Source organism: Stenotrophomonas sp. Bg11-02 (genome assembly GCF_002836635.1).
GTDB lineage: Bacteria > Pseudomonadota > Gammaproteobacteria > Xanthomonadales > Xanthomonadaceae > Stenotrophomonas > Stenotrophomonas lacuserhaii.
Genome location: NZ_PJAY01000054.1, coordinates 1 through 26,085, shown reverse-complemented (window position 1 = coordinate 26,085; position 26,085 = coordinate 1). Strand labels below are relative to the sequence as shown.

At 67.4% G+C, this 26,085-nt stretch carries 27 protein-coding genes; 11 read left to right on the top strand and 16 right to left on the bottom strand.

Annotated features, from left to right (window positions below; genetic code table 11):
- Positions 1-62: 62 nt before the first annotated feature.
- On the top strand, positions 63-1,715 hold the full coding sequence (locus tag CXG43_RS08225; protein WP_101099533.1) for a M28 family metallopeptidase: 1,653 nt from the start codon (positions 63-65) through the stop codon (positions 1,713-1,715).
- A gap of 44 nt (positions 1,716-1,759) precedes the next feature.
- Here CXG43_RS08225 and CXG43_RS08220 read toward each other — a convergent pair whose 3' ends face one another.
- Positions 1,760-3,028: a uracil-xanthine permease family protein gene (locus CXG43_RS08220; protein ID WP_101099532.1), complete on the bottom strand. Its 1,269-nt coding sequence runs from the start codon at positions 3,026-3,028 to the stop codon at positions 1,760-1,762.
- 196 nt (positions 3,029-3,224) lie between these two features.
- Between CXG43_RS08220 and yedA the strand changes: the two genes are divergently transcribed.
- Together yedA and rarD are read left to right on the top strand one after the other, a co-directional pair.
- Positions 3,225-4,124 carry a drug/metabolite exporter YedA gene (gene yedA / locus CXG43_RS08215; RefSeq protein WP_101099531.1) on the top strand — a complete coding sequence of 300 codons (900 nt, stop codon included), beginning with the start codon at positions 3,225-3,227 and terminating at the stop codon, positions 4,122-4,124.
- A 5-nt stretch (positions 4,125-4,129) separates the two neighbouring features.
- On the top strand, positions 4,130-5,026 hold the full coding sequence (gene rarD / locus CXG43_RS08210) for an EamA family transporter RarD (protein ID WP_101099530.1): 897 nt from the start codon (positions 4,130-4,132) through the stop codon (positions 5,024-5,026).
- Here rarD and CXG43_RS08205 read toward each other — a convergent pair whose 3' ends face one another.
- Genes CXG43_RS08205 through CXG43_RS08190 form a run of 4 tightly spaced genes read right to left on the bottom strand, consistent with a single transcriptional unit; the run spans position 5,027 to position 9,494 of the window.
- Positions 5,027-6,346: an ABC transporter permease gene (locus CXG43_RS08205; RefSeq protein WP_101099529.1), complete on the bottom strand. Its 1,320-nt coding sequence runs from the start codon at positions 6,344-6,346 to the stop codon at positions 5,027-5,029.
- Between the two features lie 10 nt (positions 6,347-6,356).
- Positions 6,357-7,514, bottom strand: coding sequence for an ABC transporter permease (locus CXG43_RS08200; protein ID WP_042613306.1), 1,158 nt, complete (start codon positions 7,512-7,514; stop codon positions 6,357-6,359).
- Between the two features lie 14 nt (positions 7,515-7,528).
- Positions 7,529-8,218 (bottom strand): ABC transporter ATP-binding protein, encoded by a 690-nt coding sequence (locus CXG43_RS08195; RefSeq protein WP_042613307.1) that lies wholly within the window; start codon positions 8,216-8,218, stop codon positions 7,529-7,531.
- A gap of 52 nt (positions 8,219-8,270) precedes the next feature.
- A complete protein-coding gene (locus CXG43_RS08190; RefSeq protein WP_101099528.1) occupies positions 8,271-9,494 on the bottom strand; it encodes an efflux RND transporter periplasmic adaptor subunit in 1,224 nt (407 codons plus the stop codon).
- Positions 9,495-9,691: 197 nt separating this feature from the next.
- Here CXG43_RS08190 and CXG43_RS08185 point away from each other — a divergent pair, with 197 nt between their 5' ends.
- From CXG43_RS08185 to CXG43_RS08170, 4 genes are read left to right on the top strand one after another with little or no spacing between them, the layout of a single operon-like run.
- Positions 9,692-10,588: an ABC transporter ATP-binding protein gene (locus tag CXG43_RS08185; RefSeq protein WP_101099527.1), complete on the top strand. Its 897-nt coding sequence runs from the start codon at positions 9,692-9,694 to the stop codon at positions 10,586-10,588.
- Positions 10,585-11,361 (top strand): ABC transporter permease, encoded by a 777-nt coding sequence (locus CXG43_RS08180; protein ID WP_101099526.1) that lies wholly within the window; start codon positions 10,585-10,587, stop codon positions 11,359-11,361. The genes CXG43_RS08185 and CXG43_RS08180 overlap by 4 nt, the downstream gene beginning before the upstream one ends.
- 4 nt (positions 11,362-11,365) lie before the next feature.
- Positions 11,366-12,595: a sensor histidine kinase gene (locus CXG43_RS08175; RefSeq protein WP_101099525.1), complete on the top strand. Its 1,230-nt coding sequence runs from the start codon at positions 11,366-11,368 to the stop codon at positions 12,593-12,595.
- A complete protein-coding gene (locus CXG43_RS08170) occupies positions 12,592-13,194 on the top strand; it encodes a response regulator transcription factor (RefSeq protein ID WP_101099524.1) in 603 nt (200 codons plus the stop codon). The genes CXG43_RS08175 and CXG43_RS08170 overlap by 4 nt, the downstream gene beginning before the upstream one ends.
- Before the next feature lie 6 nt (positions 13,195-13,200).
- On the opposite strand, the gene CXG43_RS08165 is transcribed toward CXG43_RS08170, so the two are convergent.
- The 9 genes from CXG43_RS08165 to CXG43_RS08125 all read right to left on the bottom strand — a co-directional run bounded on the left by CXG43_RS08165 (position 13,201) and on the right by CXG43_RS08125 (position 21,170).
- Complete coding sequence (locus CXG43_RS08165; RefSeq protein ID WP_101099523.1) at positions 13,201-13,740, bottom strand: cytochrome b; 540 nt, start codon at positions 13,738-13,740, stop codon at positions 13,201-13,203.
- Positions 13,737-14,843 carry a catalase family peroxidase gene (locus CXG43_RS08160; protein ID WP_101099586.1) on the bottom strand — a complete coding sequence of 369 codons (1,107 nt, stop codon included), beginning with the start codon at positions 14,841-14,843 and terminating at the stop codon, positions 13,737-13,739. The genes CXG43_RS08165 and CXG43_RS08160 overlap by 4 nt, the downstream gene beginning before the upstream one ends.
- Positions 14,844-14,977: 134 nt before the next feature.
- Positions 14,978-16,345 (bottom strand): leucyl aminopeptidase family protein, encoded by a 1,368-nt coding sequence (locus tag CXG43_RS08155; protein WP_101099522.1) that lies wholly within the window; start codon positions 16,343-16,345, stop codon positions 14,978-14,980.
- 4 nt (positions 16,346-16,349) lie between these two features.
- Entirely contained in the window at positions 16,350-17,069 is a 720-nt protein-coding gene (locus tag CXG43_RS08150; RefSeq protein ID WP_101099521.1) for an HAD-IA family hydrolase, read from the bottom strand.
- 31 nt (positions 17,070-17,100) lie between these two features.
- Complete coding sequence (locus CXG43_RS08145; protein WP_101099520.1) at positions 17,101-18,198, bottom strand: AI-2E family transporter; 1,098 nt, start codon at positions 18,196-18,198, stop codon at positions 17,101-17,103.
- Positions 18,199-18,266: 68 nt separating this feature from the next.
- On the bottom strand, positions 18,267-18,779 hold the full coding sequence (locus CXG43_RS08140; protein ID WP_101099519.1) for a protein sip-5: 513 nt from the start codon (positions 18,777-18,779) through the stop codon (positions 18,267-18,269).
- Positions 18,776-19,255, bottom strand: coding sequence for a phage holin family protein (locus tag CXG43_RS08135; RefSeq protein ID WP_101099518.1), 480 nt, complete (start codon positions 19,253-19,255; stop codon positions 18,776-18,778). Before CXG43_RS08135 ends, CXG43_RS08140 begins: the two co-directional genes overlap by 4 nt.
- A gap of 8 nt (positions 19,256-19,263) precedes the next feature.
- Positions 19,264-19,629, bottom strand: a complete 366-nt coding sequence (locus CXG43_RS08130; protein ID WP_042613320.1) for a hypothetical protein — start codon at positions 19,627-19,629, stop codon at positions 19,264-19,266.
- 113 nt (positions 19,630-19,742) lie between these two features.
- Complete coding sequence (locus CXG43_RS08125; RefSeq protein ID WP_101099517.1) at positions 19,743-21,170, bottom strand: Do family serine endopeptidase; 1,428 nt, start codon at positions 21,168-21,170, stop codon at positions 19,743-19,745.
- Positions 21,171-21,595: 425 nt separating this feature from the next.
- Between CXG43_RS08125 and CXG43_RS08120 the strand changes: the two genes are divergently transcribed.
- Both CXG43_RS08120 and CXG43_RS08115 read left to right on the top strand, forming a co-directional pair.
- A complete protein-coding gene (locus CXG43_RS08120; protein ID WP_101099516.1) occupies positions 21,596-22,609 on the top strand; it encodes a histone in 1,014 nt (337 codons plus the stop codon).
- Between the two features lie 107 nt (positions 22,610-22,716).
- Positions 22,717-23,397: a hypothetical protein gene (locus CXG43_RS08115; protein ID WP_101099515.1), complete on the top strand. Its 681-nt coding sequence runs from the start codon at positions 22,717-22,719 to the stop codon at positions 23,395-23,397.
- 10 nt (positions 23,398-23,407) lie between these two features.
- Here CXG43_RS08115 and CXG43_RS08110 read toward each other — a convergent pair whose 3' ends face one another.
- Positions 23,408-23,764 carry a DUF1428 domain-containing protein gene (locus CXG43_RS08110; protein WP_101099514.1) on the bottom strand — a complete coding sequence of 119 codons (357 nt, stop codon included), beginning with the start codon at positions 23,762-23,764 and terminating at the stop codon, positions 23,408-23,410.
- 319 nt (positions 23,765-24,083) lie between these two features.
- Between CXG43_RS08110 and CXG43_RS08105 the strand changes: the two genes are divergently transcribed.
- Positions 24,084-24,656, top strand: coding sequence for an Ax21 family protein (locus CXG43_RS08105; protein WP_101099513.1), 573 nt, complete (start codon positions 24,084-24,086; stop codon positions 24,654-24,656).
- Positions 24,657-24,757: 101 nt separating this feature from the next.
- Here CXG43_RS08105 and CXG43_RS08100 read toward each other — a convergent pair whose 3' ends face one another.
- Positions 24,758-25,147 carry a DUF6165 family protein gene (locus CXG43_RS08100; protein ID WP_101099512.1) on the bottom strand — a complete coding sequence of 130 codons (390 nt, stop codon included), beginning with the start codon at positions 25,145-25,147 and terminating at the stop codon, positions 24,758-24,760.
- 192 nt (positions 25,148-25,339) lie between these two features.
- Here CXG43_RS08100 and CXG43_RS08095 point away from each other — a divergent pair, with 192 nt between their 5' ends.
- Positions 25,340-26,023: a TorF family putative porin gene (locus tag CXG43_RS08095; RefSeq protein WP_101099511.1), complete on the top strand. Its 684-nt coding sequence runs from the start codon at positions 25,340-25,342 to the stop codon at positions 26,021-26,023.
- Positions 26,024-26,085: the final 62 nt, after the last annotated feature.

The following is a 26,085-nucleotide window of genomic DNA, read 5'->3' as shown; positions in this document are numbered from 1 at the left end:
CGTGCTGTCACGTACACTCGGGGCATCCCTGTTTCCCTGTCCCCCGGTGATCCGTGAACCCGATGCGCGTGCTGTTGTTGTCGTCCTGCCTGTTCGTCGGTGGCCTTGCACATGCGGCCAATGATCTTCCCGGCGGCGGCATCGATCCGCAGGCGCTGTCGCGCCACGTGCGCGTGCTGGCCTCCGATGAGTTCGAAGGCCGCGCACCGGCCAGCGAAGGCGAAGAGCGCACGGTGCAGTACCTGATCGAGCAGTTCCGCAGCTACGGCCTGCAGCCGGGCGGCGTAGACGGCAGCTGGGTGCAGCCGGTGCCGCTGGTGCGCGCGCAGCTGGACGGCGCGGCCACCGCCACGCTGTCGCTGAAGGGCGGCAAGCGCACCCTCGCCAACGGCGCGGACGTGACCCTGCAGAGCCTGCAGCCGCGCGCGCGGGTACAGATCAAGGATGCGCCGCTGGTGTTCATCGGCTATGGCATCGATGCGCCCGAGCGCAGCTGGGACGATTACAAGGGCGTGGACCTGCGCGGCAAGATCGCGGTGGTGCTGATCAACGACGCTGACTTCGAGACCGACGCACCCGGCGCCTTCGATGGCAAGGCGGTGACCTACTACGGCCGCTGGACCTACAAATTCGAAGAGGCCGCGCGCCGTGGTGCCGAAGGCGTGCTGATCGTGCACGAGACCGCGCCGGCGGCCTATGGCTGGGCCACGGTGAAGAGCTCGGGCACCTCGCCGCTGTTCGACATCCAGCGCAGCCAGGACGAAGCCATGGCCCAGCACACGCCACTGCGTGGCTGGATGCAGCGCACCCTGGCCGAGGCGATCTTCGCCGATGCCGGCCTGGACTTCGAGGCGGAAAAGCGCAAGGCGCAGCGCGCCGATTTCAAGCCGGTGCCGCTGGACAACGCCCGCCTGAGTGCTGCCTTCAAGCTCAAGCGTGAAGAGGTGGTCACCCGCAACGTAGTGGCCAAGCTGCCCGGTGCCGAGCACGGCGACGAGGCGGTGATCTTCTCTGCCCACTGGGATGCGTTCGGCATCGGCGAGCCTGATGCGAAGGGGGATCGCGTGCGACGCGGCGCCATCGACAACGCCACCGGCGTGGCCACGGTGCTGGAACTGGGCCGCGTCTTCGCCGCCGGCCCGCAGCCGCAGCGTTCGCTGTATTTCGTCGCGCTGACCGCTGAAGAGAAGGGCCTGCTCGGCGCCAGCTACTACGCCAGGCACCCGCTGGCACCGCTGGAAAAGACGGCCGCAGTGCTGAACATCGAGATGTTCAGCCCGGATGGCGCGACCCGTGACATCGCCTCGTGGGGCAAGGGCCGGGTATCGCTGGAAGGCGACCTGGAGCGCGTGGCAAAGGCCCGCGGCCGCGGCTACAGCCCGGATCCGAACCTGGAAGCGGGCTTCTTCTACCGTGCCGACCACTTCGCGTTCGCCCGCCTGGGCGTACCGGCGATCACCATCGGTCCGGGGCTGGACAAGCTGGACGGTGGCATCGAAGCGGGCCGTGCGCTGCGCGAGAAATACTTCAAGGACTGTTACCACCAGGCCTGCGATGCATGGACCCCGAGCTGGGACCCGGCCGGCCACGCTGCCGATACATTGCTGGTCTATGACCTCGGCCTGGAGCTGGCCAACGGCCGCAGCTGGCCGCAGTGGGAAGAAGGCTCGGAGTTCCGCAAGGCGCGCGACGCCAGCGAAGCGGCACGCCGCTGATCTGGTGGGTGACGACCGTTGGTCGTCACGCCTCTCCCGCAGCCTCAGACCACCGGCGGACCGGGCTGCTTCCAGTGATCGTTTCCCGGCAGCAGCAGGTTCAACGCGATCGCCACCACCGCGCACAGCGCGATGCCCTTCAGGCCGAAATCATCCGGACCGGTGCCGGTGCCGACCAGTACGCCGCCGATACCGAACACCAGCGTTACCGACACGATCACCAGGTTGCGTGCTTCGCCCAGGTCGATCCGGTGGCGGATCAGGGTGTTCATGCCGACTGCGGCGATGGAGCCGAACAGCAGGCACAGGATGCCGCCCATCACCGGTACCGGGATGCTCTGCAGCAGCGCACCGGACTTGCCGATGAAGGCCAGGCTGATGGCGAAGACCGCCGCCCAGGTCATGATCTTCGGGTTGTAATTCCTGGTCAGCATCACCGCGCCGGTGACTTCGGCATAGGTGGTGTTGGGGGGTCCACCGAACAGTCCCGCCGCGGTGGTCGCCACGCCATCGCCGAACAGGGTGCGGTGCAGGCCGGGCTTCTTCAGGTAGTCGCGCCCGGTGACGCTGCCGACGGCGATCACCCCGCCGATGTGTTCGATCGCCGGCGCCAGCGCGACCGGCACGATGAACAGGATCGCCTGCCAGTCGAACGCCGGGGCGGTGAACCGTGGCAGGGCAAACCACGGTGCCGCCGCGATGCGCGCGACATCGACCACGCCGAATGCGAAGGACAGCCCGAAACCCACCAGCACGCCGAACATGATCGGCAGCAGCCGGAACATGCCACGACCGAACACCGCCACCACCAGCGTGGTCAACAGGGCCGGCATCGAAATCAGCATCGCTGTCTGGTACGGAATCAACTGCGCCCCATCGGCGTCCTTGCCCATGGCCATGTTGGCGGCGATCGGCGCCATCGCCAGGCCGATCGAGATGATCACCGGGCCGATCACCACCGGCGGCAGCAGCCGGTCGATGAAACCGGTGCCCTTGATCTTCACCGCCAGGCCCAGGAAGGTGTAGACCAAGCCAGCAGCCATCACCCCGCCCATGGTTTCAGCCAGGCCGAACTGCTGCTTGGCGAGGATGACCGGGGTGATGAAGGCGAAGCTGGAAGCCAGGAACACAGGCACCTGGCGGCCGGTCATCAACTGGAACAGCAGCGTGCCCAGCCCGGCGGTGAACAGCGCCACGTTCGGGTCCAGCCCGGTGATCAGCGGCATCAGTACCAGCGCGCCGAAGGCCACGAACAGCATCTGCGCGCCGGACAGCGCCTGGCGCCAGAGCGGGTCGTTGAATTCATCCTGCATCGTCGGGAGTTCCTGGGTAGGCGCCGGCAACCACTTCGTCGGCAGGGGCGGGGTGGATGATATAGGCCTTGTCCGCGCTCCGCTGGAGACGCGTCGCCAGCATGCGCGGCGCGCCGAAAACAGCATGCCGCGTTCCTGACTGCTGCGCGGCACCGCAAAGGCCTAGAATCCTCCTTCCCCCGCACCCTGGTGGCCCATGGCCGTCGTTCCTGAATCCCCCGCCGCACCGCGTCCCGGTGCCGTCGCCCTGGCGTTGCTGCTGGTCTACGTGGTCTGGGGCTCGACCTACCTGGGCATCGCCAAGGCGCTGCAGGCCGGCGTGCTGCCGCTGACCTCGGTCTCCGGTGCGCGCTTCATCATCGCCGGCAGCCTGATGTACGCCGTGCTTCGGTTGTTCAGGAAGATGCCGCGTCCGACCCTGCGCCAGTGGCGCAACCTGACCATCATGGGCTTCACCATGCTGCTGCTGGGCAACGGCATGGTGGTATTGGCCGAACGTGACGTGTCCTCAGGCCTGGCCGCCACCGCGGTGGCCTCGGTGCCGTTGTGGATGGCGCTGTTCTCGGCGGTGCGCGGCCAGCACGCCAGCCGCGGGGAATGGCTGGGCATTGCCATCGGCTTCCTCGGCGTGGTCTGGCTCAACGCGGGCAGCAGCCTGGCGGCCTCGCCGACCGGTCTGGTGCTGTTGCTGGTGGCACCGGTCGGCTGGGCATTCGGCTCGGTCTGGGTACGTGGCCAGGACCTGCCGGGACCGTTCATGACCGCTGCCGGGCAGATGATCTGCGGCGGCATCCTGCTGGTCATCACCGGACTGGCGGTGGGTGAGCGGCCGACCGCGCTGCCGAGCCTGGACGGCCTGCTGGCGGTGGCTTACCTATGCGTGTTCGGCTCGATCGTGGCCTTCACCGCCTACGTGTGGCTGCTGCACAACGTACGTCCCGCGCTGGCCGGCAGCTATGCCTATGTCAATCCGGTGATCGCCGTGCTGCTCGGCGTACTGCTCAACGGCGAACACTTCGGCTGGCGCGACCTGGTGGCGATGGCGGTGATCCTGTCCGGCGTGCTGGTGCTGGCACTGGCGAGGACGCGCAAGTGAGCGCCATGCCCACCAGCGAGCAGGAGCAGGAACAGCGCCGTGGCTTCGCTGTCACCGCTTTCACCTTCGTGCTGTGGGGACTGGTACCGGTGTACTGGCACCTGCTGCGCGAAGTGCCTTCGTTCCAGATCATCGCCCACCGCATCATCTGGAGCACGGTACTGGTGGTGGGCTGGCTGCTGTTGAGCAGCCGCCTGCGGTGGTGGAAAGCGATTGCCGCGCAGCCGCGTGCGCTGGCCACGCTGGCGGTCAGCAGCCTGGCCATCGCGTTCAACTGGGGCCTGTACATCTGGGCGATCAACGCGGGCCACGTGATCGATACCAGCCTGGGCTACTTCATCAATCCGCTGGTCAGCGTGGTACTGGGCGTGGTGGTGCTGAAGGAACGCCTGCGTCGCCTGCAGTGGCTGGCGGTGGCCTGCGCGGCGGCCGGCGTGGGCTGGCTCACGTGGCAGGCCGGTGCACCGCCATGGATCGCGCTGGGGCTGGCCGGCTCGTTCGGCCTGTATGGCCTGCTGCGCAAACTGATATCGGTCGATCCGGTGGCCGGCCTGGCGGTGGAAAGCCTGTACTTGTTCCTGCCGGCGCTGGGCTTCGCGCTGTGGAGCGAAAACGGCCACGGCGGCGCCTTCTTCGGGGGCTGGGGCTGGCGCAACGACCTGCTGCTGGTCTTCGGCGGCGTGGTCACTGCCGCGCCGTTGATCGGCTTCGCCTACGGCGTGAAGCGCATCGCCCTGTCCACCGTAGGCGTGCTGCAGTTCATCGCGCCCAGCTTGGGCCTGGTGCTGGGCGTGTTCTTCTTCAACGAACCCTTCGATGGCGCACGCGCCACCGGCTTCATCGCGATCTGGATTGGCCTGGGCCTGTTCGTCTTCGACGGCCTGCGCCGCGCCCGCCGCTAGTCAGACCTCGCGCAGGGCGGTGGTGATCGGCAGGCGGGCGGCGCGCAGGGCGGGGAACAGGCCACCGACCAGACCGATGCCCAGCGCCCACTTCAGCCCGCTCCACAGCAGTTCCGGGGAGACGTGGAACTTGAACACCACCGCACTGAAATTGCTGCCGATGGTGGACACGCTGTAGCCGTTGAACAGCAGCCAGGCGATCGCGCAGCCCAGCAGCCCACCCAGCAGGGCCAGCAGCATGGTCTCCAGCATCACCGCGGTCACCACCGGCAGCCCGCGGAAGCCGATCGCGCGCATCGTGGCGATCTCGCGCGCCCGCGTTGCCACGGCGGCATACATGGTGTTGAGCGCACCGAACACGGCGCCGATGGCCATGATGGTGCCGATGACCTTGCCCAGGATGTTGATCAGCGTGGTCAGTCCGCCGCCCTGCTTGCTGTAGTACAGCCGCGTAGTTTCCACCTCCAGCTTCAGGCGCGGGTCGCCGGCGACGGCGGCCTTGAACTGCTCGAAGCCCGGCTTGCCGTCGGTGCGCACCGTCACCGATTGCAGCGAGTCGCGCTGGTAGGTGGTGGCCAGCGTATCCACGTCGGTCCACAGCTCCGAGTCGTGCGCATCGCCGGAAGCGAACACGCCGACCACCGTCCATGCCTGGTTGCCCAGGGTCAGCGTGCTGCCCACGTCCATGTCGCGGAACTGGGTCTTCGCGCCCTGGCCCACCACCATCTCGCGCTTGCCGCTGGCGAACCTGCGGCCTTCGATGATGCGTACGCGATCATGCACCGCCCAGGCCATTTCGCCGACGCCGCGGAACTGCGCGTTGACATCGGTGCCGTCCGAGCGGGACACCAGGTTGACCACCTGCGACAGTTCGGCGGACAGCAGTGCGCGCCCCTTTTCGTCGCGTGCCACGCCGGGCAGGGTGGACAACAGCGGAATCTGGTCGCGGGTGATCACCGAGTTGGTTTCCGCCTGCGAGCCCCCGCGCAGCACGATGGCGGTGGTGTCATCGCCGGTGCTGTTGAGCGTGGACTGGAACCCTGCGCCCATCGCCAGCATCGCCACCAGCACGCCCACCACGCCGGCGATGCCGACCACGATCACCGAGGAGGCGCCCCAGCGTTGCGGCAGGCTGGCGATACCGATGCGGGTGGCAGCCAACGCCAGCCGTCCGCCGCGGGTCAGCACCAGCCACAGCGCGACCAGCACCGCCACGATCAGCACGCCCTGCCACGGCAGCCAGATCCATCCCGCCAGGCCCACCGCCAGCACCACCAGCATCGCGCCGTTGAGCAGCCACTTCTTCAGTGTGTTCTTCATGTGCGGGTCCTCAGCGTCCGGCCAGGGCGTCGACGATCTTCAGCCGCTTGGCGCGCAACGCCGGCAGCAGTCCGACCACGATGCCGATCACGATGATCAGTCCAATGCCCACCAGCCAGGTGGTGGTCGGCACATGCGGTGGCAACAGGCCGCGTGTCTGTGGTGCCAGCACCGGCAGGATGGTCGCCGCCAGGCCCATGCCGATCGCACCGCCCAACCCCACCAGCAGGATCGATTCCACCATCACCAGGGCCAGTACGGTACGGTCCTGGAAGCCGAGCGTCTTCAGCGTGGCCAGTTCCGGGATGCGTTCGCGCACCGCCTGGGCCATGGTGTTGCCGGTCAGCAGCAGCAGGGTGAAGAACACCGCGCCCATGATCGAGGTGACGATCATGCCGATGTCCGCGAACTGCTTGACGAAGGCCTGCTGGAACGCCGATTCGGTCTGCGTCTTGGTTTCGTGGTCGGAGTTGGCCGATATCGCGTCGATGGCCTGGGCCACCCGCGAGGCATGGTCCGGGTTGTCCAGGGTGATGGTGTACCAGCTGACCCGGTTCTTGATGTAGTCGTTGGACTCATCGAAGTACTTCCAGTTCATCATCAGCTGCCGCTCCTCGTTCCCGGCCACTGCGCGGTCCTTGGAGCGGAACGTGCCGACCATTTCCAGCGGCCAGTCGTTGCTGCCGCCGCGCGGGAAGATGGTGGCCTGCAACGGGATGGTGTCGCCGATCTTCCAGCCGAAATCCTTGGCCAGCGACTCGCCGACGATGGCGCCGGTGCGGGTATCCTGCCAGCGCTTGAGCTGGTCCGGGGCGACCTCGAGTTCGCCGTAGACGTCGAAGTAGTTCGGTGCTACCGAGAAGTTCGGGAAGAAGTCCTTGGGGTCGCGGTAGATGCCACCGAACCACATGCCGTAGGTGACGTCGCGCACGCCGGCTACCTGGCGGATCTGCGCTTCCAGGCGGATCGGCAGCGACTGGGTGATCGACAGCCGCGAGGCGGTGATCAACCGGTTGGCGCCTTCCACGCTGCCACCGGACATGAAGGCCACGCGCACCGAATCGAGCATGCCGAACAGCAGGAACGCGGCCACCACCGACAGCAGGGTCAGCAGGGTGCGGGTGCGGCTGCGGAACAGCTGCGCCCACACCAGGGAGAAATACTTCATCGCCGTGCCCTCGGTCAGTGCGCCAGCGGCGCGTCGGCAAGTTCGCCCTTGTCCAGGTGCACCGTATGGGTCGCGTACTCGGCGGCCTTCGGGTCGTGGGTCACCATGATGATGGTCTTGCCGTGTTCACGGTTGAGCTGCTGCAGCAGCTGCAGGATCTCTTCGGCGGACTGGCGGTCCAGGTCGCCGGTCGGCTCATCGCAGATCAGGAAGGTGGGATCGGAAACAATCGCGCGGGCGATTGCCACGCGCTGCTGCTGGCCGCCGGACAGTTCGTTGGGCCGGTGGCTGCGGCGGTCGGCCAGGCCGACCAGGGTCAGCGCGATCTCTGCGTTGCGCTTGCGCTGCGCAGCACCCAGGTGGGTCAACAGCAGCGGCAGTTCGACGTTCTTCTGTGCTGTCAGCATGGGCATCAGGTTGTAGAACTGGAACACGAAGCCAACGTGGTGGCTGCGCCAGGTGGACAGCTGGCCGCCGCTCATCTGGTCGATGCGCTCGCCTTCGATGGTGATCTCGCCGCCGCTGGGCGAGTCCAGTCCACCGATCAGGTTCAGCAGGGTGGTCTTGCCGGAACCGGAGGGCCCCATCAACGCCACGAAGTCGCCCTTCTCGATGTCCAGGTCGATGCCGTGCAGCACCTTCACCTGCTCCGGGCCCCGCTGGTAGGTCTTGGTGATGCTGCGCAATGAAACCAGGGTCGACATGCCGATTCTCCGAATGCGTTTGGTGACGGCCGCTGGCCGTCAGACAGAAAACCTACGGTTGTTCCTTCACCTTGCTGCCATCGCGCAACGTATCTGCTGGGCCGGTCACCACAAGCTCACCCGGGCGGACGCCCTGCAGCAGTTGTCGATCCGTATTCAACGCCAGGCCTGGCTTCACGCTGCGCTGCTGCACGGCATCGTCCACCAGCACGAACACCACGCTGCCACCCTCGCGTTCCACCACGGCATTGGCCGGCACCCGCACGCCCTGCGGCTTCGCCGCTGCATCGGCCCTGGGTTGTTCCAGGAAGCTCACCCGCACGCCCATTTCCGGCACGATCCGCGGGTCGCGGGTCTTGATCGCCACGCGCACCTTCACCGTGGCCTTGCCGCGGTCGGCGGTGGGAACGATGGCGATAACCTCGGCCGGGATTTTCCAGTCGGGATAGGCGTTGAGCGTGGCTTCCACCGGCATCTTCGGCTGTACGCGGCCGATGAACGCCTCGCCGACATCGACTTCGATCTCCAGCGAATCCATGTCCACGATGGTGCCGATGCCGGTGCGGGTGAATCCGCCGCCGGCCGACAGCGGCGAGACGATCTCGCCCGGCTGCGCGGCCTTGGCAGTGACCACGCCGGAGAACGGGGCGCGGACGATGTTGTTGTCCACGCCCAGGTCGGCGATCGCCAGTTGGTTGCCGGCCACCTGCACGTTGCGCCGGGCGGTATCCAGCTGCGCACGCAGGCTGTCACGCTGGGCCACGGCCTGGTCGAACTGCGAGCGCGATACGAGCTGCTGGCCGACCAGCGCCTGCAGCCGGGTCGCCTCGGCATCGGCCTGGGTGAGCTGGGCCTGCAGGCCGGCGACCTGGCTGCGCGCGGCCTGCACCTGCGAAGCATAGAGATCGCGCTGGGCGCCGGCATCGATCGGGTCCAGCGTGGCCATGACCTGGCCCTCTTCGACCCGCATGCCTTCTTCAATCATGACTTCGCGCACCTTGCCGGTGATCTTGGCCGATACGGTCGCCATGCGCCGGGCCACCACGTAGCCGCTGGCATCGAGCACCGATGCGCTGCTGCCTGCCTCGCCCAGTGCCACCGCGGGTGCGGTCTGCACTTCGATGGCCTGCGGACGCAGCCGCCATGCCGCGATGGCGGCGGCGAACAGCACCACCACGATGATCACGATCCACAGCCAACGGCGGCTGCCCGGAGCGGGCGGCGGCGTCTTGCGGTCGATGCGAAGTTCCTTCAACAGTTCAGCAGAGGCGTTCATAGGGACCATGACGATGGATCGAGCGGAGTGTGACCCCAACACCGACCGGGGGCAAACCGGGTTCCGGCGTCGGCAAGGATGCACGCTTGGTACCGGAAACGGGCAGTGACAGCTGTCACCCTCTGCTGCTGACGTGCGCCAGTGCGTGTACGCTGCGACCTGCCGCACACTGGCCACCTCTTTCCCGGGAGTTCGCGATGCACCTCGATGCCCCTCCACTTGCGGTCCTTGAGCAGGTGCACGTGCGATATCGCAACGTGCAGGCGCTGGCTGGAGTCAGCCTGCAGGTACAGGGAAGCGAAGTGCTGGCCCTGCTCGGTCGCAACGGCGCCGGCAAGAGCACGGCCATCGCAGTGCTGCTTGGGCTGCGGCGGCCGGACAGCGGACAGGTGCAGCTGCTCGGTGGCGATCCGCAACACCGTGCCCAGCGCGAGCAGGTCGGGGTGATGCTGCAGAGCACCGCGCTGCCGCCGAACCTGCGGGTCGGTGAGCTGGTGGAGCAGTTCCAGGCCAGCTACCCGCGGCCTCGCCCGCTGGCCGAATGCCTTGCCATCGCCGGTGTCCGAGACCTGCGGGAGCGGCCCTACGGCGCGCTGTCCGGCGGCCAGCAGCGGCGCGTGCAGTTCGCCATCGCCGTGTGCGGCGGTCCGCGCCTGCTGTTCCTTGATGAGCCGACCACCGGCCTGGACATCGAGGCCCGGCAGGCCATCTGGGACGCCATCGCGACGCTGCGCCAGGAAGGATGCGGCATCGTGCTGACCACCCATTACCTGGAAGAAGCCGAAGCGCTCGCCGGGCGCGTGGTGGTCATGGAACGGGGGCAGGTACTGGCCGATGGCCCACTGGCGACGTTCCTGCCGCAGCTGGCTCCGCGGCGGATCCGATGCCGCAGCCGGCTGGACGTGGCCCACGTGCGCGGTTGGGAGGGCGTCATCGATGCCCGCCGCGAAGGCGACCACCTGCAGCTGCTGGCCGAACCGGCCGAGGCGGTGGTGGCCCGCCTGCTTGCCGAAGATCCCCAGCTGCGCGAGCTGGACGTGCGCGGCGGGGGACTGGCCGAAGCATTCGTTGAAATGACCCGGGAGGCCGCATGAGCCTGCCCCGGGCCGACAGCGAAGCAGTGCGCCGTCCGGTGGCGCGGCGGCTCGCACCGTACGTCGCCGAGTTGAAGGCCGAGCTGCGGCGCACCTGGCGCACGCCGGCCTTCGTGCTGCCCTGTCTGCTGTTCCCGGTGCTGTTCTACCTGATGTTCGGCGTGCTGCTGGGGCGTGGCGAAGCGGGGCGCTACCTGCTCGCTACCTACTGCATCTTCGGCGCCATGGGGCCTGCCCTGTTCGGTTTCGGCGTACAGCTGGCCGTGGACCGGGCCAGTGGCCTGCTGACCCTCAAGCGCGCCCTGCCGGTTCCGCCGCTGGCCCCCATGCTGGCCCGGCTGCTGATGGCCCTGATCTTCGCCGTGGTCGTGGCGGCCTTGCTGATCATCGCCGCGCACGCGGTGGGCGAGGTCGTGCTGACCCCCTCGCAGATGGCTGGCCTGATCGGCGTTTCGGCGCTGGTCGCACTGCCGCTGGGCGCGGTCGGCCTGCTGATCGGCAGCCATGTCGGTGCCGATGCGGCACCGGCGATGGTGAACCTGTTCTATCTGCCCCTGGCGCTGCTGTCGGGCCTGTGGGTACCGCTGTCGATGCTCCCGGACGTGTTCACCCGGCTCGCTCCGCTCTGGCCGACCTGGCATGCGGCCCAGCTGGCGTTGCATACCATCGACGAGCCGGCCAGCGGCAGCATGCCGGTGCACGTGGGGGTGCTGGCCCTGGTGACGGTGATCGGCGCGCTGCTGGCGACCCGTCGCCTGCGCCGCATCGGCTGAGTCCATGATCGCCCGCGCCCGCCGCCTGCTGGAATCCACCGTGCTGTCCAAGGGGTTTGCCACCCTGCTGCGCCCCGCGCCGGATTCCGCTGCAGCCGACCATCGGCGGCGCGGCCAGTCCGGCTGGAGTGATTACGTCCACCTGCTGTGGACCTCATGGGTGTTCCTGACGCCGCTGTTCGGTGGCGGGTATACCGCGCGCTGGGCGCTGCTGACCCTGCTCAGCTATCCCACCTTCCTGTTCCTGTACGCGCGCGCGATGCTGGCGCCGCGCCACCATGCACCGCGCTATGCGCTGGCGATGGTGGTGATGAGCCTGGTGCTGGTGCCGTGGTATCCGTCTGGCATCAGTTATTTCGTGTTCGGCTGCGTGATGCTTCACGTGTGCCGCAACGGCAGCACCTGGCGCTATCTGTTGCAGTTGCTGCTGCTCAATGCGGTGTATGTCAGCACCGCGTGGCTTGCGGGCTGGGCCTGGCAGAACCTGGTCTGGATTCCCTTCATGTCGGTGGTGATCGGCCTGATATCGAACATGGAGGCGGTCAACAAGGACCGCGACGCACAGCTGCAGCTGTCACAGGATGAGGTGCGCCGGCTGGCGGCCACGGCCGAGCGCGAGCGCATCGGCCGCGACCTGCATGACCTGCTCGGGCACACGCTGTCACTGATCACGTTGAAGCTGGAGCTGTCGCGCAAGCTGTATGACCGCGGCGATGCGCGTGCACGGCAGGAGATCGGCGAAGCGGAAGACATCGCGCGGCAGGCGCTGGCGCAGGTCCGCAGTGCGGTCACCGGTTTCCGCTCCAGCGACCTTGCCGGTGAGCTTGCCTCGGCCCGGCTGCTGCTGGAATGCCAGCAGGTCCACCTGGACTACCAGCCGCCGCCGCCGATGCCGCTGGAGATCGAGCGCGCGCTGGCGCTGGTGCTGCGCGAGGCGGTGACCAACATCGCCCGCCACGCGCTTGCGGGCAATGCCCAGGTGCACTTCGAACGCGACGGCCATGCCCTGATGATGCAGGTCCGCGACAACGGCCGTGGCGGCGTGACCACCGAAGGCAACGGCCTGGCTGGAATGCGCGAACGCATCGCCGCACTGCGCGGTACGCTGCAACTGGAGCCGCTGCCGCAGGGCGGCACCTGCATCACCGTGCGCGTGCCGATGCCGGCCGTATCGACGCCCAGGGACCGGGCGCCGGATCCATTGCCTGCCAGCCTGCTGAAGGGAACCCCATGATCCGGATCGTGCTGGCCGAAGACCAGGCCATGGTGCGTGGCGCGTTGTCGGCGCTGCTGGGGCTGGAGCCGGACATCGAGGTGCTGGGCACCGCAGCCGACGGCGAAGCGGCGTGGCGATTGCTGCAGCAGGTGCGGCCGGACATCCTGGTCACCGACATCGAAATGCCCGGGCTGACCGGGCTGGAACTGGCGCAGCGGATTGCGCGGCAGCAACTGCCGATCAAGGTGGTGATCGTCACGACCTTCGCCCGTACCGGCTTCCTGCGCCGCGCCCTGGACGCGGGCGTCCTCGGTTACCTGCTCAAGGACGCGCCGGCCGACCACCTGGCCGATGCCCTGCGCCGCGTGCAACGGGGCGCCCGCGCCATCGACCCGCAACTGGCACTGGACGCCTGGTCGCAGGCCGATCCGTTGACCGACCGCGAGCGCCGCGTGCTGCGCCTGGCAGGCGAAGGAAAGACGGCCGGGGAGATCGCCACCGAGCTTGGCCTGTCGCATGGCACGGTGCGCAATTACCTGTCCGAATGCATCGGCAAGCTGGGCGTGGCCAACCGCATCGAAGCTTACCGGCTGGCCCGCCAGAAGGGCTGGCTCTGACGCTGGCTACTTCTTCGCCATCGACTCGAACACACCATCGCGGCGCACCCAGGCGTGGTAAAGCGCAGCACCCAGGTGCATCAGCACGGTGGCGAACAGCACATAGGCCAGCAGGCTGTGGGCGCTGCGCAGCGCGGTATACAGCGCTGCCGAATGCGGGGCGATCGGGGGCAGGTTGAAGCCGCTCCACAGCACGATCGGATAGCCGCCGGCGGACAGCATCGACCACCCCAGCAGCGGCATCGCCAGCATCAACGCATACAGCAGCCAGTGCGACGCCTTCGCGGCCAGCGCCTGCCACCACGGCAGATCGGCCGGCAGCGGCGGTGGCCGGTGGCGCAGGCGGTTGTACAGGCGCAGCAGCACCAGCAGCCCGATGGCGATGCCCAGCGGACGGTGGATGTCCACCAGGGTCGGCCGCAGGTGCAACGAGGCCATCATGGTCACGCCGATGAACAGCATCGCCAGGATCATCACGGCCATCGTCCAGTGCAGCACGCGGGCCAACAGGTTGAAATGGCCGGTCGTGCGATTCGGTGCGTTCATTTCGATACCCCTGCGCCATCGCCGGCTTCGCCACGCGCGGTCTCGCGTTCGCGGCGGTTGAACGAATGCGAGTACACCGCCGAGCGTGCCGCCAGCACCGCATCGTCGCTGCCGCTGATTCCATCGGGCAGGATCAGCGGATCGAAGTTGAGGTCGTTGCAGGGCCCCCCGGCCTGCGGCTGCATATGCGCCAGCGACAGCACGCCGGCCTGCACACGGGGGCGTCCGGCGGGCCACGGGGTGGAGGGATCTTCCACCACGTCGCCGGGTCCTGCCAGGGTCACTACCAGGTTCCAGCGCACCGGCCCGCTGGCCAGCCGCGTGGCGAACTCGTCGGCCAGATGGTCCAGACCGGCACCGGCGCGCGCCGTTTCGTCCAGCACCTCGACCGCAGCCTGCGGTTCCCAGCTCCAGCGCACCGCCTGGCGGGTGCCGTCGGCGGCGGTGAACCAGAAGCTGTTGACGCTGTTGAACTGCGTGTTGGCCCAGCTGGTGGTCCACGGCGCGGTCTTTGCCCACTGCTGGAAGGCGCGCGCGCTGGGATACTTCTGCAGCACGGCGGCCATCTTCGCCGGGTCCGGCTTGCCGCTGGACGGGTCGGGCAGCTGCGCCTGCGTCTGTTCCAGGAAGGCCTCCGGGCTGGGCACGGCGAAGAACGGGAAGCTGTTCATCGCCATCCGCCATTCCTGCCCGTTGTCACTGACCAGCTGCAGGGCGATGCTGCGCACCCGTGCCTGCGCATCGGCACCGTGCGGATCGCCGCCGCCGATCGACAACCGCCCCAGCACCGGCACCCGTTCCTGGTGGAACACCTGGGCGCGGGACAGCGCCGCACCCTGCGGCGTGGGTTCGAACCAGCCACTCACACACACGCCCTTGCTATGCGCGCGGCGGAAGCCGGGATGCGCCGGGCCGGTGGCTTCGATGGTGTCGGTGAAGCGCTGCGCCGTGGGCCGATCACGACCAATCCAGCCGGCCAGCCATGCAAAGGCCAGCGCGATCAGGCCCACGATCAACGCAATCAGCGCGATCCAGGGCAGCGGCGAATGCGGCCGTGGGCCGCGCGATAAGCCGCCTTTGCGGGTGAAGCGGAACAAGGGCATCGACGGTTCCTGCCTGGCATGGAAATGCGCGGTGCCCACATCCTAAGCAAAAAAGGGGACGGAGGGGATTAAGTCGCAAACGACCCTATCTGGTCACCCGCGACTTAAATCCCCTCCGTCCCCTTTTTCAGGAGTCAGGCGTAGCGTGTTTTCAGCATGGCCCAGGCCGAACGCAGGGCCAGGGCTTCGCCGCCGGCGGGGCGGCCGGGGCGTTCGCCGTCGTTCCAGGCATACACGTCCAGGTGGGCCCAGCGCTGGCCGTCGGCCAGGAAGCGTTCCAGGTACAGCGCTGCGGTGACCGCGCCACCCATCCGCGAACCGGCATTGGCCAGGTCGGCGACGCCGCTGTGGAGGTAACGCAGGTACGGCCGCCACAACGGCATCCGCCACACCGGGTCACGGGTCTGCTCGCCGGCCTGCAGCCACTGCTGGGCCACCGTGTCATCGTTGCTGAACAGCGCCGGCAGGTCCGGGCCCAGCGCGATGCGTGCCGCGCCGGTGAGGGTGGCGAAGTCCAGCACCAGGTCCGGCTGCTGTTCACTGGCGAAGGTCAGGGCATCACCCAGGATCACCCGGCCTTCGGCGTCGGTGTTGTCGATCTCCACGCTCAGGCCCTTGCGGGTGGCGATCACTTCGCCCGGACGGAATGCATCCGGGCCGATCGCGTTTTCCACCGCTGGCACCAGCAGCGTCAGCCGCACCGGCAGGGCCTGGGCCATCACCAGCCCGGCCAGCGCCAGCGCATGTGCCGCCCCACCCATGTCCTTCTTCATGTTGCGCATGCCGTCGGCCGGCTTGATGTCCAGCCCGCCGGTATCGAAGCACACGCCCTTGCCGACCAGCACCAGCGACGGATCGGTGTCCTTGCCCCAGCGCAGCACGATCAGCCGCGGCGCACGGTGGGAGGCACGGCCCACCGCGTGGATGGCCGGGAAATCCTGCTCCAGCAGCGCCTCACCGGTGATCGCCTCGAGCTGCGCGCCATGTGCGTTCGCCAGTGCGCGCGCGGCGTCTTCCAGCTGCTGCGGCCCCATGTCTTCGGCGGGCGTGTTGACCCAGTCGCGCACGCGCAGGCTGGCGGCGACCAGCGCGGCCACCTCGGCCGACGGGCTGGCCAGCAGCTGGGCCGGTGCACGATTGCGCGCCTTGTAGCGGTCGAAGCGGTAACTGCCCAGTCCCCAGCCCAGCTGCAGCAGGTCCTGTTGCGCCGGTTCCAGTGCGGTGGCCACCTTCCACACGGTGCCTTCGGGCAGCGCGTGCGGTGCATGGGCATAGCTGTACGCATCGCCTGCATCGCCGATCCCGATCACCGCACCGGCAATGCCGTTTTCGCCCGGCAGCAGTGCCACGCTGTGGCCGCTGGCGGTGAAATTCTGCGACTGCAGCCACGCCTGCAGCGTGGGTGGCTGGGCGGCATTCCATGCCATGAACTGCGCCCGGTCCAGCACGTGCAGCGGCAGTGCCTGGTCGGAGGTGGCAACGAAACCGGTGATCTCGGTCATGGGGTCAGGCGCTCCTGGTTGCGCTGGCGGCGGGGTTGGCATCAAGCCAGTCGGCCAGCCCGGTGAGGGTGTCGAACTGCAGGTCGGGCTGCAGCGAAGGATGGTTCCAGCGGGCCGCTTCGCGGTTGATCCAGCAGCCGCGCAGGCCGGCGGACATCGCCCCGGCCACGTCCATTTCAATGTGGTCGCCCACGTGCAGCACGTGCTCCGGTGCAACACCGAGGCGCTCGCAGGCGGCATGGAAGATGCTGGCGACCGGCTTTGCCGCACCGTGTTCGCGGGCTCCCAGCTGGAAGGCGAACAAGTGCGCCACGCCGATCCGTTCCAGGTCGGCGTTGCCATTGCTCAGCGCCGCCACCGGCACCCGGGCGGCGATGCGCTGCAGGGCATCCAGCGCATCGGGGTAGTACTCCACCTGGTTGCGCGCGGCGAAGAAGGCTTCGTAAGCGGGCTCCAACAGGGCCGCATCGGCGCCGCTGTCCTGCAGCGCCTGCTGCAGTGCCAGCCGGCGCAGCGCACTCAGGTCATGGTGCAGGTGGGGATTGTCGAGGTAGGCGCGCTCGCGCAGTTCACGCATCGCGGCCTGCGGAAACATCGCGGCCGTGGCGGGACTGTGCTGCAGCATCCAGTCGTGCAGGACCTGCTCGATGCGTGCGCCGATCGGAGCGAAGGGCCACAGGGTGTCGTCGAGGTCGAGGGTGATGGCTTGGATGGGGAAGTTCACCCGGTCATTCTACGCCCGTCGCTATCGGCTTTCATTCCAGCAGCCGCGACCAGCCCTGCATGCCCTCCAGTCGTGCCAGCACCAGCTTGACGCAGACCAGCAGCGGCACCGCCAGCAGCAGGCCGACGAAGCCCCACAGCCAGCCGAAGATCATCAGCGCCAGGATCAGCACCAGCGGCGAAAGTTTCATCCGTCGGCCCAGCACGATCGGGGTGATCAGCTGGCCCTCCAGCGCGTGCAGGGCCAGGTAGCAGGCGGCCGGCAGGATCGCCTTGAGCGGATCCGGGAATTCGACGAAGCCGACCAGCAGCATCAGCGCCACGCCGATCAGCGGACCCACGTACGGGGCAAAGTTGAGCAGTGCGGCCATCGTGCCCCACAGCAGGGCATCCTGCATTTCCAGGCCCAGCAGCATCAGCGTGCCGGCGAACACCAGGCCCACCAGGCTGTTGATCACGGTGATGGTCAGCACATAGCGCGACACTTCGCGTTCGATCGAACGCAGGATATCGGTGGTGAAGCGCTGTTGCTGGCGGCTGGGGAACAAGGCAATGGCATGCCGCTGCAGGTCCTGGCCGTAGATCATGAAGAACAGCGTCAGCAGCACCACCGCCAGCACCGAGGCGAGCAGGCGCGGGGCCTGGGTGATCGCCCGGTACGGGTCATCCAGCTGGGTGCGCACCACCTCCACGCGGCGGTTGCCTTCACCGGCGGCCACGCGTGCGAAGTTCTCGGCGGCCTGGTTGGCCTGCTGCACCGGTTTGGTCAGGTTCTGCACCTGGCGGCCGATCTTGCGCAGCTGCTGCGGGGCTTCCTGCGCCCACTCCATGGTCGGCACGACCAGTTGCACGGCCAGTGCAGTGGTGGCACCCAGGCCGACCACGATCACCAGGATGGCACCGAGCGCGCGCGGTACCCAGATGCGTTCCAGCATGCGCAGGATGGGGTTGCCCACCAATGCGAAGAACATCGCCAACAGGATCGGCAGCACCACCGGCTGCGCCGCCCACAGCGTGAATGCCACGGCGAGCGTTGCCAGCACGACCAATGACACCGGCGCGCGGGGGCGCGCGGGCAGTGGCGCGGACGCGATCGGTTCGACGGGGACGCTGGAAAGGGACTCGCTCATCGTCGCACCGACAGGGGAAAAGTTGCCCATTATCTGCCCGCCGCGATCAACGCGGCGGGTTCACCGTGTCAACGCTCGGACAATTCCGTAGCGGCTTCGGCCGGGCGGGGACCGTTGGCGTCCTGTGGTTGCTGGCGGCCCGGGCCGGCCTGCGGCGCAGGGGACCGCTGCACGGATGCCGCGGCCGCCGCGCCAGCGGCCGCACCCGCAGCAGCGGCTGCCCCGGGACTGACTGCATCATCGACTTTGTCGGCGGCAGCATCGGCCTGCTCGGCGGCATCGTCTGCCGCACCGGCCGCGTGCGCGGCCATCGCCGAAGCGAACGCGGCCTGGCCACTGGCCAGCAGGTTGGAGACCGAGCCGATCATCTGCAGCCAGCGTGCGCCATTGATCTTGCCGGGCACTTCCAGCTTGCCGACCACGAAGCCGCTGGCCACGCCGGCAATGATGATGCGCAGCGGCGACCAGCCACTGCGCCACACCTGGCTGAGCACGCCCCAGTTGTCCTGGGTATCGGCCAGCCGTACCGCAACCACCTGTTCGCAGCGCTTCACCCGGCTGCGCAATACGCTGAACTTCATGGCTTGCCCTCCGGAATCTTGACGCCGGCGTCGGGGTCTTCTTCATCGCCGGGCTCGTCGAACAGGCCCAGCTTGGACAGCTGTCGGCGGGTGGAATGCATGCCGGTGTGGTGGAAGAAGTAGGACACCCGCCACGCGGCCAGGCCGGTTGTCGCCAGGCTCAGCAGTGAAGTGATCAGCAGCGCATGCAGCCAGGACATGCCCCAGCTCTGCAGCAGGGCGATCAACGTGGCCGCCATCAGCAGCCACGCCGACGCGCCGAACACGATCGCCACCCCCGCCCACGCGAGGGCACGGCCGAAGGCACTGCGTGCCAGGGCAAAATCCGCTGACGCCAACCGACGCAGCGAACGGAACGAATGCTTTGCGGCATCCACCGTTGCGCGGCTGGCCTGGCTGACCTGCCGGATGCTCTCATCCAGCGGCGGGGTAGCCGCTGGATCAGGCCCGTTGGCGGTGTTGTCGCTTTCGCTCACGCCGCGGCTTACTTGTCGCCGCCGCTACGGGCCAGCTTGGCGATCAGCCAGCCGGCAGCGAAGGCGACGCCGAACGAAGCGAGGGGACGCTCGCGGATCAGTTCAGCGGCGCTGTCGACCAGGTCCTTGCCCTTGTCCATCAGTGCATCGACCTGTTCCTTGGCAGCGGCACCGCCGAACTCGGCAGCAGCCAGGCCGGACAGGGCGGTATCGGACAGTTCAGCCTTGACGTTGGCCTTGCCGATCCGCAGTTCATCGCCGGCCGCACCCGTGGCACCCTTGATGGCGCTGCCAGCCGCGTTGGCGGCCGACTTCAGGTGGGTGGAGGCTTCGCCCAGGTGGTCCTTCAGGTTTTCGGTGTTGGTGGGGCTCATCGCAATCTCCTGCTTCAGTGAATAAGGCGGCCGCCATCCCGACATGCGGGATGGCCACGGACGACATGGATACCATCGCCCGGGTATAGGGGGCGTTACGGTACGTCATGCCGTCAGCGCATGACCAACTGCCCCCTGGCATTGCCCCGCACGATGCGCAGCACCAGTTGCTGCGGAGGCTGCTGGAAATTGGCCCGCCAGCTGGCGAGGTCGGCGAACTCACCTGCGCTGGCCTCGGTCACGATGTCGCCTTTGGCAAGGCCGGAAGCGGCGGCGCGGCTGCCGCGGGTGACCTCGTTGACCATCACGCCGCTGAGCCCGGACTGGCGCAGCGACTCGGGCAGGTCAACGAAGGTGGCACCGCCCAGGCGCGGATCCAGCGTGTCCCCGCTGATCGCGCGTGCCTGCTCCTTCAGGGTGGCCTTGACCTGCACCGGCTTGCCATCGCGACGCAGTCCCAGGGTCATCGTGCTGCCGACCGCCGCGAGTCCTTCGATGTTGTGCAGCGCCTGCGCGCTGTCCACGCGTTGGCCGTTGGCGGTCACCACCACGTCGCCGGCACGCACGCCGGCCGCCGCTGCCGCCGATCCCGCCAGCACCCGGGTGACCAGCGCACCACGCGCCTCGCTCAGGCCCAGGCCCTGCGCCAGCTGCGGGGTCAGGTTCTGGCTTTCGATGCCCAGCGTGCCGCGCACCACCACCCCATGCTTGACCAGCTGGTCGACCACGTTGCGCGCCAGGTTGGACGGAATGGCCAGGCCCAGGCCGATGTTGCCGGCCATGCTGCCCTGCGGGTTGAAGCTGGCGGTGTTGATGCCCACCAGCTGCCCCTGCAGGTTGACCAGCGCGCCGCCGGAGTTGCCGGGGTTGATCGATGCATCGGTCTGGATGAAGTTCTGGTAGCCAAGCCCGCGGATGCCGCTGCGGCCGACGGCCGACACGATGCCCGAGGTCACGGTCTGGGTGAAACCGAATGGATTGCCGATGGCGACCACGAAGTCACCTACGCGCAGCTGGTCGCTGTTGCCGAGGGTGATGCCGGTCAGGCCCTGCGCGGGGATGCGGATCAGCGCGATGTCGGTGTCCGCATCCGAGCCGAGGAATTCGGCTTTCACCGTGCGCCCGTCGGACAGGGTGACCTGCACGTCGTCGGCGTTGTCGATGACGTGGTGGTTGGTCAGTACCAGGCCCTCGGCGGCGTCGATGATCACGCCCGAACCCAGCGATTCGTTGATGCGTTCCTGCGGTACGTCCGGGAACAGGCGGCGGAAGAACGGGTCTTCGAAAAACGGATTGCGCACGCGCACCACCTGCTTGGTGTTGACGCTGACCACGGCTGGGGTGACCTTCTCCAGCATCGGTGCCAGCGAGGGAACCGGCTGCCCGGCGACCGCAGCGGGCAGCGCGCTGGTGGCCGGGATGGTGATCGGCGCCGGCGCTGCTTCGGCGCGGTTGTCCAGGTGTGCATTGATGCCGCTGGCGACGAAGCCGCCGAAGGCTGCGGCCAGTGCGAGCGTAAGCAGGGTCGGAATCGGTCGCATGGGAATCGGTGTCCGGGCAGGAAGGTGGAGTAGGGCGCGCTCGATGCTGCAGGCGAGGCCCGCAGGGAGCTGCGGCAGGGCCGCAGAAGTGTCTCCCGCGCTGGATAAACATGCCATGAAAGATGCGGTCCGGCACATGGAAAGTTGCGCAGTTCCGCGCAAACTCCGCTGCCGGTGTCGTATCGGCAAGCGGTCCTGCAGGATCGCGGCGGCTGCCCACGATGACGCCCGCCGTGCAGGACGCCTGGCGCCAAACCACTTGAAAACGCAGGTTTTCGAGTTGCCATGCGCGTCGATGGTCGTGCCTGGTCGCAGCCATCGTGGTGGCGCGCGCTTGCGCCTGCGCAGTTTCCCGTTCCACGATGCACCCTGCCGGTATAGCATCGCCTCCGTTTTGACATTCCAGCCCCTCAGGAGGGCAAATCATGAGCAACGGTAATGGTGTGACGACGACATTGAGCGAGACCGTCGAGACTGTAAAGGAAGCTGCAACCAACGTTGGCGAGACCATCGCCCACACCGCCGAAGACGCCGTGGCTGCGGTCAAGACCACCGCCAAGCGCGTGCGCAAGGCCGCCACCACCCGCGTGGATGCCGCCAGGAACGCCGTTGCCAAGGTCGAGAAGACCGTCGCCAAGCAGGCTGACAAGGCCGCCAGGTCGGTGGGCAAGTCGATCTCCAAGGCCAAGCAGAAGCTGGAAGCCGCCAAGCAGAACGCACAGGCCGAATCGGCCGCGCTGAAGAAGGTCGTCGCCAAGAAGAAGGCCGCCGCCACCAAGACCGTTGCCAAGAAGGCTGCCGCAGTGAAGAAGACCGCAACCAAGAAAGCTGCCGTAGCCAAGAAGCCCGTCGCCAAGAAGGTTGCCGTGGCCAAGAAGACCGCGACCAAGAAGGCCGCTGTTGCCAAGAAGACCGTCGGCAAGAAGGCCGCAGTTGCCAAGAAAACCGTCGGCAAGAAGGCCGCTGTTGCCAAGAAGACCGTCGGCAAGAAGACCGCGGTTGCCAAGAAGACCGTCGGCAAGAAGGCCGCGGTGGCCAAGAAGGCCGTCGGCAAGAAGGCCGCTGTTGCCAAGAAGACCGTCGGCAAGAAGGCCGCGGTTGCCAAGAAGACCGTCGGCAAGAAGGCCGCGGTTGCCAAGAAAACCGTCGGCAAGAAGACCGCGGTTGCCAAGAAGGCCGTCGGCAAGAAGACCGCGGTTGCCAAGAAGACCGTCGGCAAGAAGACCGCCGTTGCCAAGAAGGCCGTCGGCAAGAAGACCGCCGTCGCCAGGAAGGCCGTCGGCAAGAAGACCGCGGTTACCAAGAAGACCGTGGCCAAGAAGTCGGCTGTCGCCCGCAAGGCCGTTGCCAAGAAGGCAGCGCCGGTGAAGAAGGCCGCCCGCAAGGCGCCTGCCAAGAAGGTCGCCACCCGCAAGGCCGTGACCAAGCGCGGCAAGTAAGCGCGCCGGGCACCCCTGTCGCCGGCTGGCGCCAGGGGATGTCGATGATGACGCGCCTGCACACACGTGGCAGGGCATCATGGGGGCCTCGCCAAAGAGTGCCCCTCATGCGTGGTCTCGATTTCAGTTCATGGCAGGCCGTGCTGTCCACCCTCGGTGGACTGGCCCTCATCACCCTGCTGGGCGTGGGTATCCGCCTGCTGGTGATGCAGACCCTGCAAGCGCGCCGCGAGCGCGAAAACCGCCAGATCAATGAACGGCTGCGTACCTTGATGGCGGCCTACAAAGTGCTGGGCGGATCGTTCACCGGCGATCTCGATGTCGATCCTTCGCACCTGCGCCAGCTGCGCGAGCGCGCACACCAGCACGGCATCAGCGAGCCCGGTTCGGATCGGGCGCGGCGCATCCGCGATGCCGTGGAAGCGGCGTTGTCGGACATCCTGCTGCTGGGCACCGACGACCAGGTGCGGTTGGCTGCGCATGCCGCCACCGAACTGGCCCAGGGCCGCCCCGTGCACACCCATGCATTGGTGGTTTCGCTGCGTGACTTCATCCGTGGCGCGTTGGACCTGGCGCCCATTCCCAGCGGATTGGAGATTCCGCACCAAGGGCCGACACGTCCTGCATCCGGCGGCGCCGCCAAGGGCCGCGCCGATGCAGGCGAGCGCGGCGGCAAGGCTGGTGGCGGCGGTGGCGGTGGCGGCGCCGGCATGGGCGCGATGGGCGGCCTGGGTGCCGGCATGGCAGTCGGCACCCAGGCCCCCGGCGACACGCCGGACGCTCCCTGACCCGTCCGCGTTACGGTAATTCGACGATCGGCGTGAAGCCGCCGAAGATCATCCGTTGCCCGTCGAACGGCATGGGATTGTTGGTCGGATCCATCCGTGGATCGTCCATCATCCTGGCCATGCCGCTGTCGCGGGTGGCTTTGTCCGGCCACTCCACCCATGAAAACACCACGGTCTCCTCGTCCTTGGCTTTCACTGCCCCGTAGAAATCCGTCGTCTTGCCGTGCGGTACGTCGTCGGCCCAGCACTCGACCACGCGCGTCGCGCCCAGCTCCAGGAATACCGGATCCATGCTGCGCGCGTGGTCGATGAACGCCTGTTTCTTGCCCGTGGGTACCGCCAGGACGAACCCGTCGATGTAGCTCATTGCCTGTTCTCCGGATGGCCTGCGGATGCAGGGCCTTCATGGGTACGACGAACGAGTGGTCTCCAGAACGACATGCTGCGACGTCATCCACCGTGTCCTGGCTGTTTACGCCCGGACACCCTCGATGCGCGTGAATGCCGTATGCACACCAGGAAAGGGAAAGCGCGCGCGTATGCCTGAAAACAGCTGAATAGCAGCCAAAAATCGCTTTCCTGCTTTCAGGATGGGGTTAGGTCAAAAAACGGAAACTTTACATCCCCCGATGCGACGGCGTTCCGGCGCTGCTGCAACAAAACCAGAAAGACAAGAGGTTGTTCCCATGAAGATGTCCCTGATTGCCCTGGCCCTGGCTTCCGCGCTGCCGTTCGCTGCTTCGGCTGCCGAGAACCTGTCCTACAACTACGCCGAAGGCAACTACGTAAAGACCGATGCCGATGGCGGCAAGGCCGATGGTTGGGGCGTCAAGGGTTCCTACGGCGTGCTGCCGAACATGCACGTGTTCGGTGAGTTCAACCAGCAGGAAGTGGATGCGACCAAGCAGGACGTCGACCAGTGGCGCGTGGGCGTGGGCTACAACGTTGAGATCGCACCGTCGACCGACTTCGTCGCGCGCGCTGCATACAACAAGTTCGACGCCAAGCACGGCCTGGATTTCAACGGCTACAGCGCTGAAGCCGGTATTCGCACCGCGTTCGGCCAGCACGCCGAAGTCTACGCACTGGCCGGTTACGAAGACTACAGCAAGAAGCACGGCATCAGCCCGGAAGGCGAGTGGTACGGTCGTCTGGGTGCGCAGGTCAAGTTGAACCAGAACTGGGGCATCAACGGTGACATCAAGATGAACCGTGACGGCGACAAGGAATGGTCGGTCGGCCCGCGCTTCAGCTGGTAATACCGCCGCTGCATGCCCCGCGCATGCAGCCTGCTTGAACAGACAGGCCCGGCATTGCCGGGCCTGTCTGGTTTCCGATTCCGCGCGGCGCGTACGCCAGCTTACTGGCCCTGGTACTGCTTCTCTTCCACCAGCGCCGAGCCGGCCACCCGGTTGATCTCGTTCTTGACCTGCACGCGCTCACCGTTGGTGCGGTACACCCCGCGCGCCAGCTGCACGAAGGCATCGTCGAACACCTGCGCTGCTTCCTTGTCGCGCAGCTGGTCCTGGATGTCCCACATGCGTTCGTTGATCACCTTCAACTGCTGCTTGAGTGCCTCCAACGCCGGCTGGTTGCTGCGCTGCGTCGCGTAAAGCGGCAGCAGGCCGTCCAGTTCGGTGCGCACGTTGGCCAGCTTGGCCGCATCGTCGATACGCTCGGCCTTGATTTCCAGGATGGTGATCTTGTCGATCAGCTCACCGATCGATACAGGGGTCAGGATCGCGTCCACGCAGGTGCTCCGTTCAACAGGCCTGCATGATAGCGCGCAGCCGCCATGCCGATGCGATGCCACGGTTTACGCAGGTTTTGCGCGCAACCGCCGCTGACGCCCTCGATCATTTACGCCGCCGGATCCCACACTGCGCAGCTCCGGTGGCAGGGCCACCCAGCAGACAAAGGTGATGGGATGAAGTGGCAGGCAATGGGCAGCGTGGGCATGGCCGGCGTGATGGCAATGAACCTGGTGGCCGTGGGGGACGCCAAGGCCGATGTCACCGGCACCCTCGCGCTTGCCAGCGATTACATCTGGCGTGGCAGCTCCCAGACCGGCGAAGAGGCCGCCGTGCAGGCAGGCGTACGTGCCACGCATGGCAGCGGGCTGTATGCCAGCCTGTGGGGATCCAACGTATCGTTCGAACCGGACAGCGGCGCACGCAGCGAGTTCGATGCGGTGCTGGGCTGGAGTGGCGAGCTGGCCCCGGACTGGAGCCTGGATGCCAACGCCACGCGCTATCTGTATCCGGGAACGGGACGCGCGCTGGACTGGACCGAGCTGTCCGCCACCGCGACCTTCAAGCAGCGCGCCTGGCTGCAACTGGCGCACTCGCGCGACGCGCTGGCCGGCGGCCATCCCGGCACCTATGCACAGATCGGCATGCGCCTGCCGTTGTCAGACGCGACGCGTCTGGAAGCGGCCTACGGCCATTACCGGTTGGCCAGCGCACAGGCCGCCGATTACCAGCACGTGCAGCTCAGCGTGATCCACGCCATCGCCCCGAAGTGGGAGCTGCGTGCCACCGGCCACGCCACCGACAACGCCGCACGCCAGCTGTTCCCCGGCAATGCCGGCTCCCGCCTGGAGGTGGCCCTGCAGGCCAGCTTCTGATCCCGGCACAGCCGCCGAGCATGGCTCGGCGCTACCGCACCTCTGCAGGCCGCCAGGAAGCC

Bases quoted from the DNA above. Each gene is read 5' to 3' on its own strand.
- CXG43_RS08225 (WP_101099533.1), top strand. From the start codon at position 63: ATGCGCGTGCTGTTGTTGTCGTCCTGCCTGTTCGTCGGTGGCCTTGCA.
- CXG43_RS08220 (WP_101099532.1), bottom strand. From the start codon at position 3,028: ATGCAGGATGAATTCAACGACCCGCTCTGGCGCCAGGCGCTGTCCGGC.
- yedA (WP_101099531.1), top strand. From the start codon at position 3,225: ATGGCCGTCGTTCCTGAATCCCCCGCCGCACCGCGTCCCGGTGCCGTC.
- rarD (WP_101099530.1), top strand. From the start codon at position 4,130: ATGCCCACCAGCGAGCAGGAGCAGGAACAGCGCCGTGGCTTCGCTGTC.
- CXG43_RS08205 (WP_101099529.1), bottom strand. From the start codon at position 6,346: ATGAAGAACACACTGAAGAAGTGGCTGCTCAACGGCGCGATGCTGGTG.
- CXG43_RS08200 (WP_042613306.1), bottom strand. From the start codon at position 7,514: ATGAAGTATTTCTCCCTGGTGTGGGCGCAGCTGTTCCGCAGCCGCACC.
- CXG43_RS08195 (WP_042613307.1), bottom strand. From the start codon at position 8,218: ATGTCGACCCTGGTTTCATTGCGCAGCATCACCAAGACCTACCAGCGG.
- CXG43_RS08190 (WP_101099528.1), bottom strand. From the start codon at position 9,494: ATGAACGCCTCTGCTGAACTGTTGAAGGAACTTCGCATCGACCGCAAG.
- CXG43_RS08185 (WP_101099527.1), top strand. From the start codon at position 9,692: ATGCACCTCGATGCCCCTCCACTTGCGGTCCTTGAGCAGGTGCACGTG.
- CXG43_RS08180 (WP_101099526.1), top strand. From the start codon at position 10,585: ATGAGCCTGCCCCGGGCCGACAGCGAAGCAGTGCGCCGTCCGGTGGCG.
- CXG43_RS08175 (WP_101099525.1), top strand. From the start codon at position 11,366: ATGATCGCCCGCGCCCGCCGCCTGCTGGAATCCACCGTGCTGTCCAAG.
- CXG43_RS08170 (WP_101099524.1), top strand. From the start codon at position 12,592: ATGATCCGGATCGTGCTGGCCGAAGACCAGGCCATGGTGCGTGGCGCG.
- CXG43_RS08165 (WP_101099523.1), bottom strand. From the start codon at position 13,740: ATGAACGCACCGAATCGCACGACCGGCCATTTCAACCTGTTGGCCCGC.
- CXG43_RS08160 (WP_101099586.1), bottom strand. From the start codon at position 14,843: ATGCCCTTGTTCCGCTTCACCCGCAAAGGCGGCTTATCGCGCGGCCCA.
- CXG43_RS08155 (WP_101099522.1), bottom strand. From the start codon at position 16,345: ATGACCGAGATCACCGGTTTCGTTGCCACCTCCGACCAGGCACTGCCG.
- CXG43_RS08145 (WP_101099520.1), bottom strand. From the start codon at position 18,198: ATGAGCGAGTCCCTTTCCAGCGTCCCCGTCGAACCGATCGCGTCCGCG.
- CXG43_RS08140 (WP_101099519.1), bottom strand. From the start codon at position 18,779: ATGAAGTTCAGCGTATTGCGCAGCCGGGTGAAGCGCTGCGAACAGGTG.
- CXG43_RS08130 (WP_042613320.1), bottom strand. From the start codon at position 19,629: ATGAGCCCCACCAACACCGAAAACCTGAAGGACCACCTGGGCGAAGCC.
- CXG43_RS08125 (WP_101099517.1), bottom strand. From the start codon at position 21,170: ATGCGACCGATTCCGACCCTGCTTACGCTCGCACTGGCCGCAGCCTTC.
- CXG43_RS08120 (WP_101099516.1), top strand. From the start codon at position 21,596: ATGAGCAACGGTAATGGTGTGACGACGACATTGAGCGAGACCGTCGAG.
- CXG43_RS08115 (WP_101099515.1), top strand. From the start codon at position 22,717: ATGCGTGGTCTCGATTTCAGTTCATGGCAGGCCGTGCTGTCCACCCTC.
- CXG43_RS08110 (WP_101099514.1), bottom strand. From the start codon at position 23,764: ATGAGCTACATCGACGGGTTCGTCCTGGCGGTACCCACGGGCAAGAAA.
- CXG43_RS08105 (WP_101099513.1), top strand. From the start codon at position 24,084: ATGAAGATGTCCCTGATTGCCCTGGCCCTGGCTTCCGCGCTGCCGTTC.
- CXG43_RS08095 (WP_101099511.1), top strand. From the start codon at position 25,340: ATGGGCAGCGTGGGCATGGCCGGCGTGATGGCAATGAACCTGGTGGCC.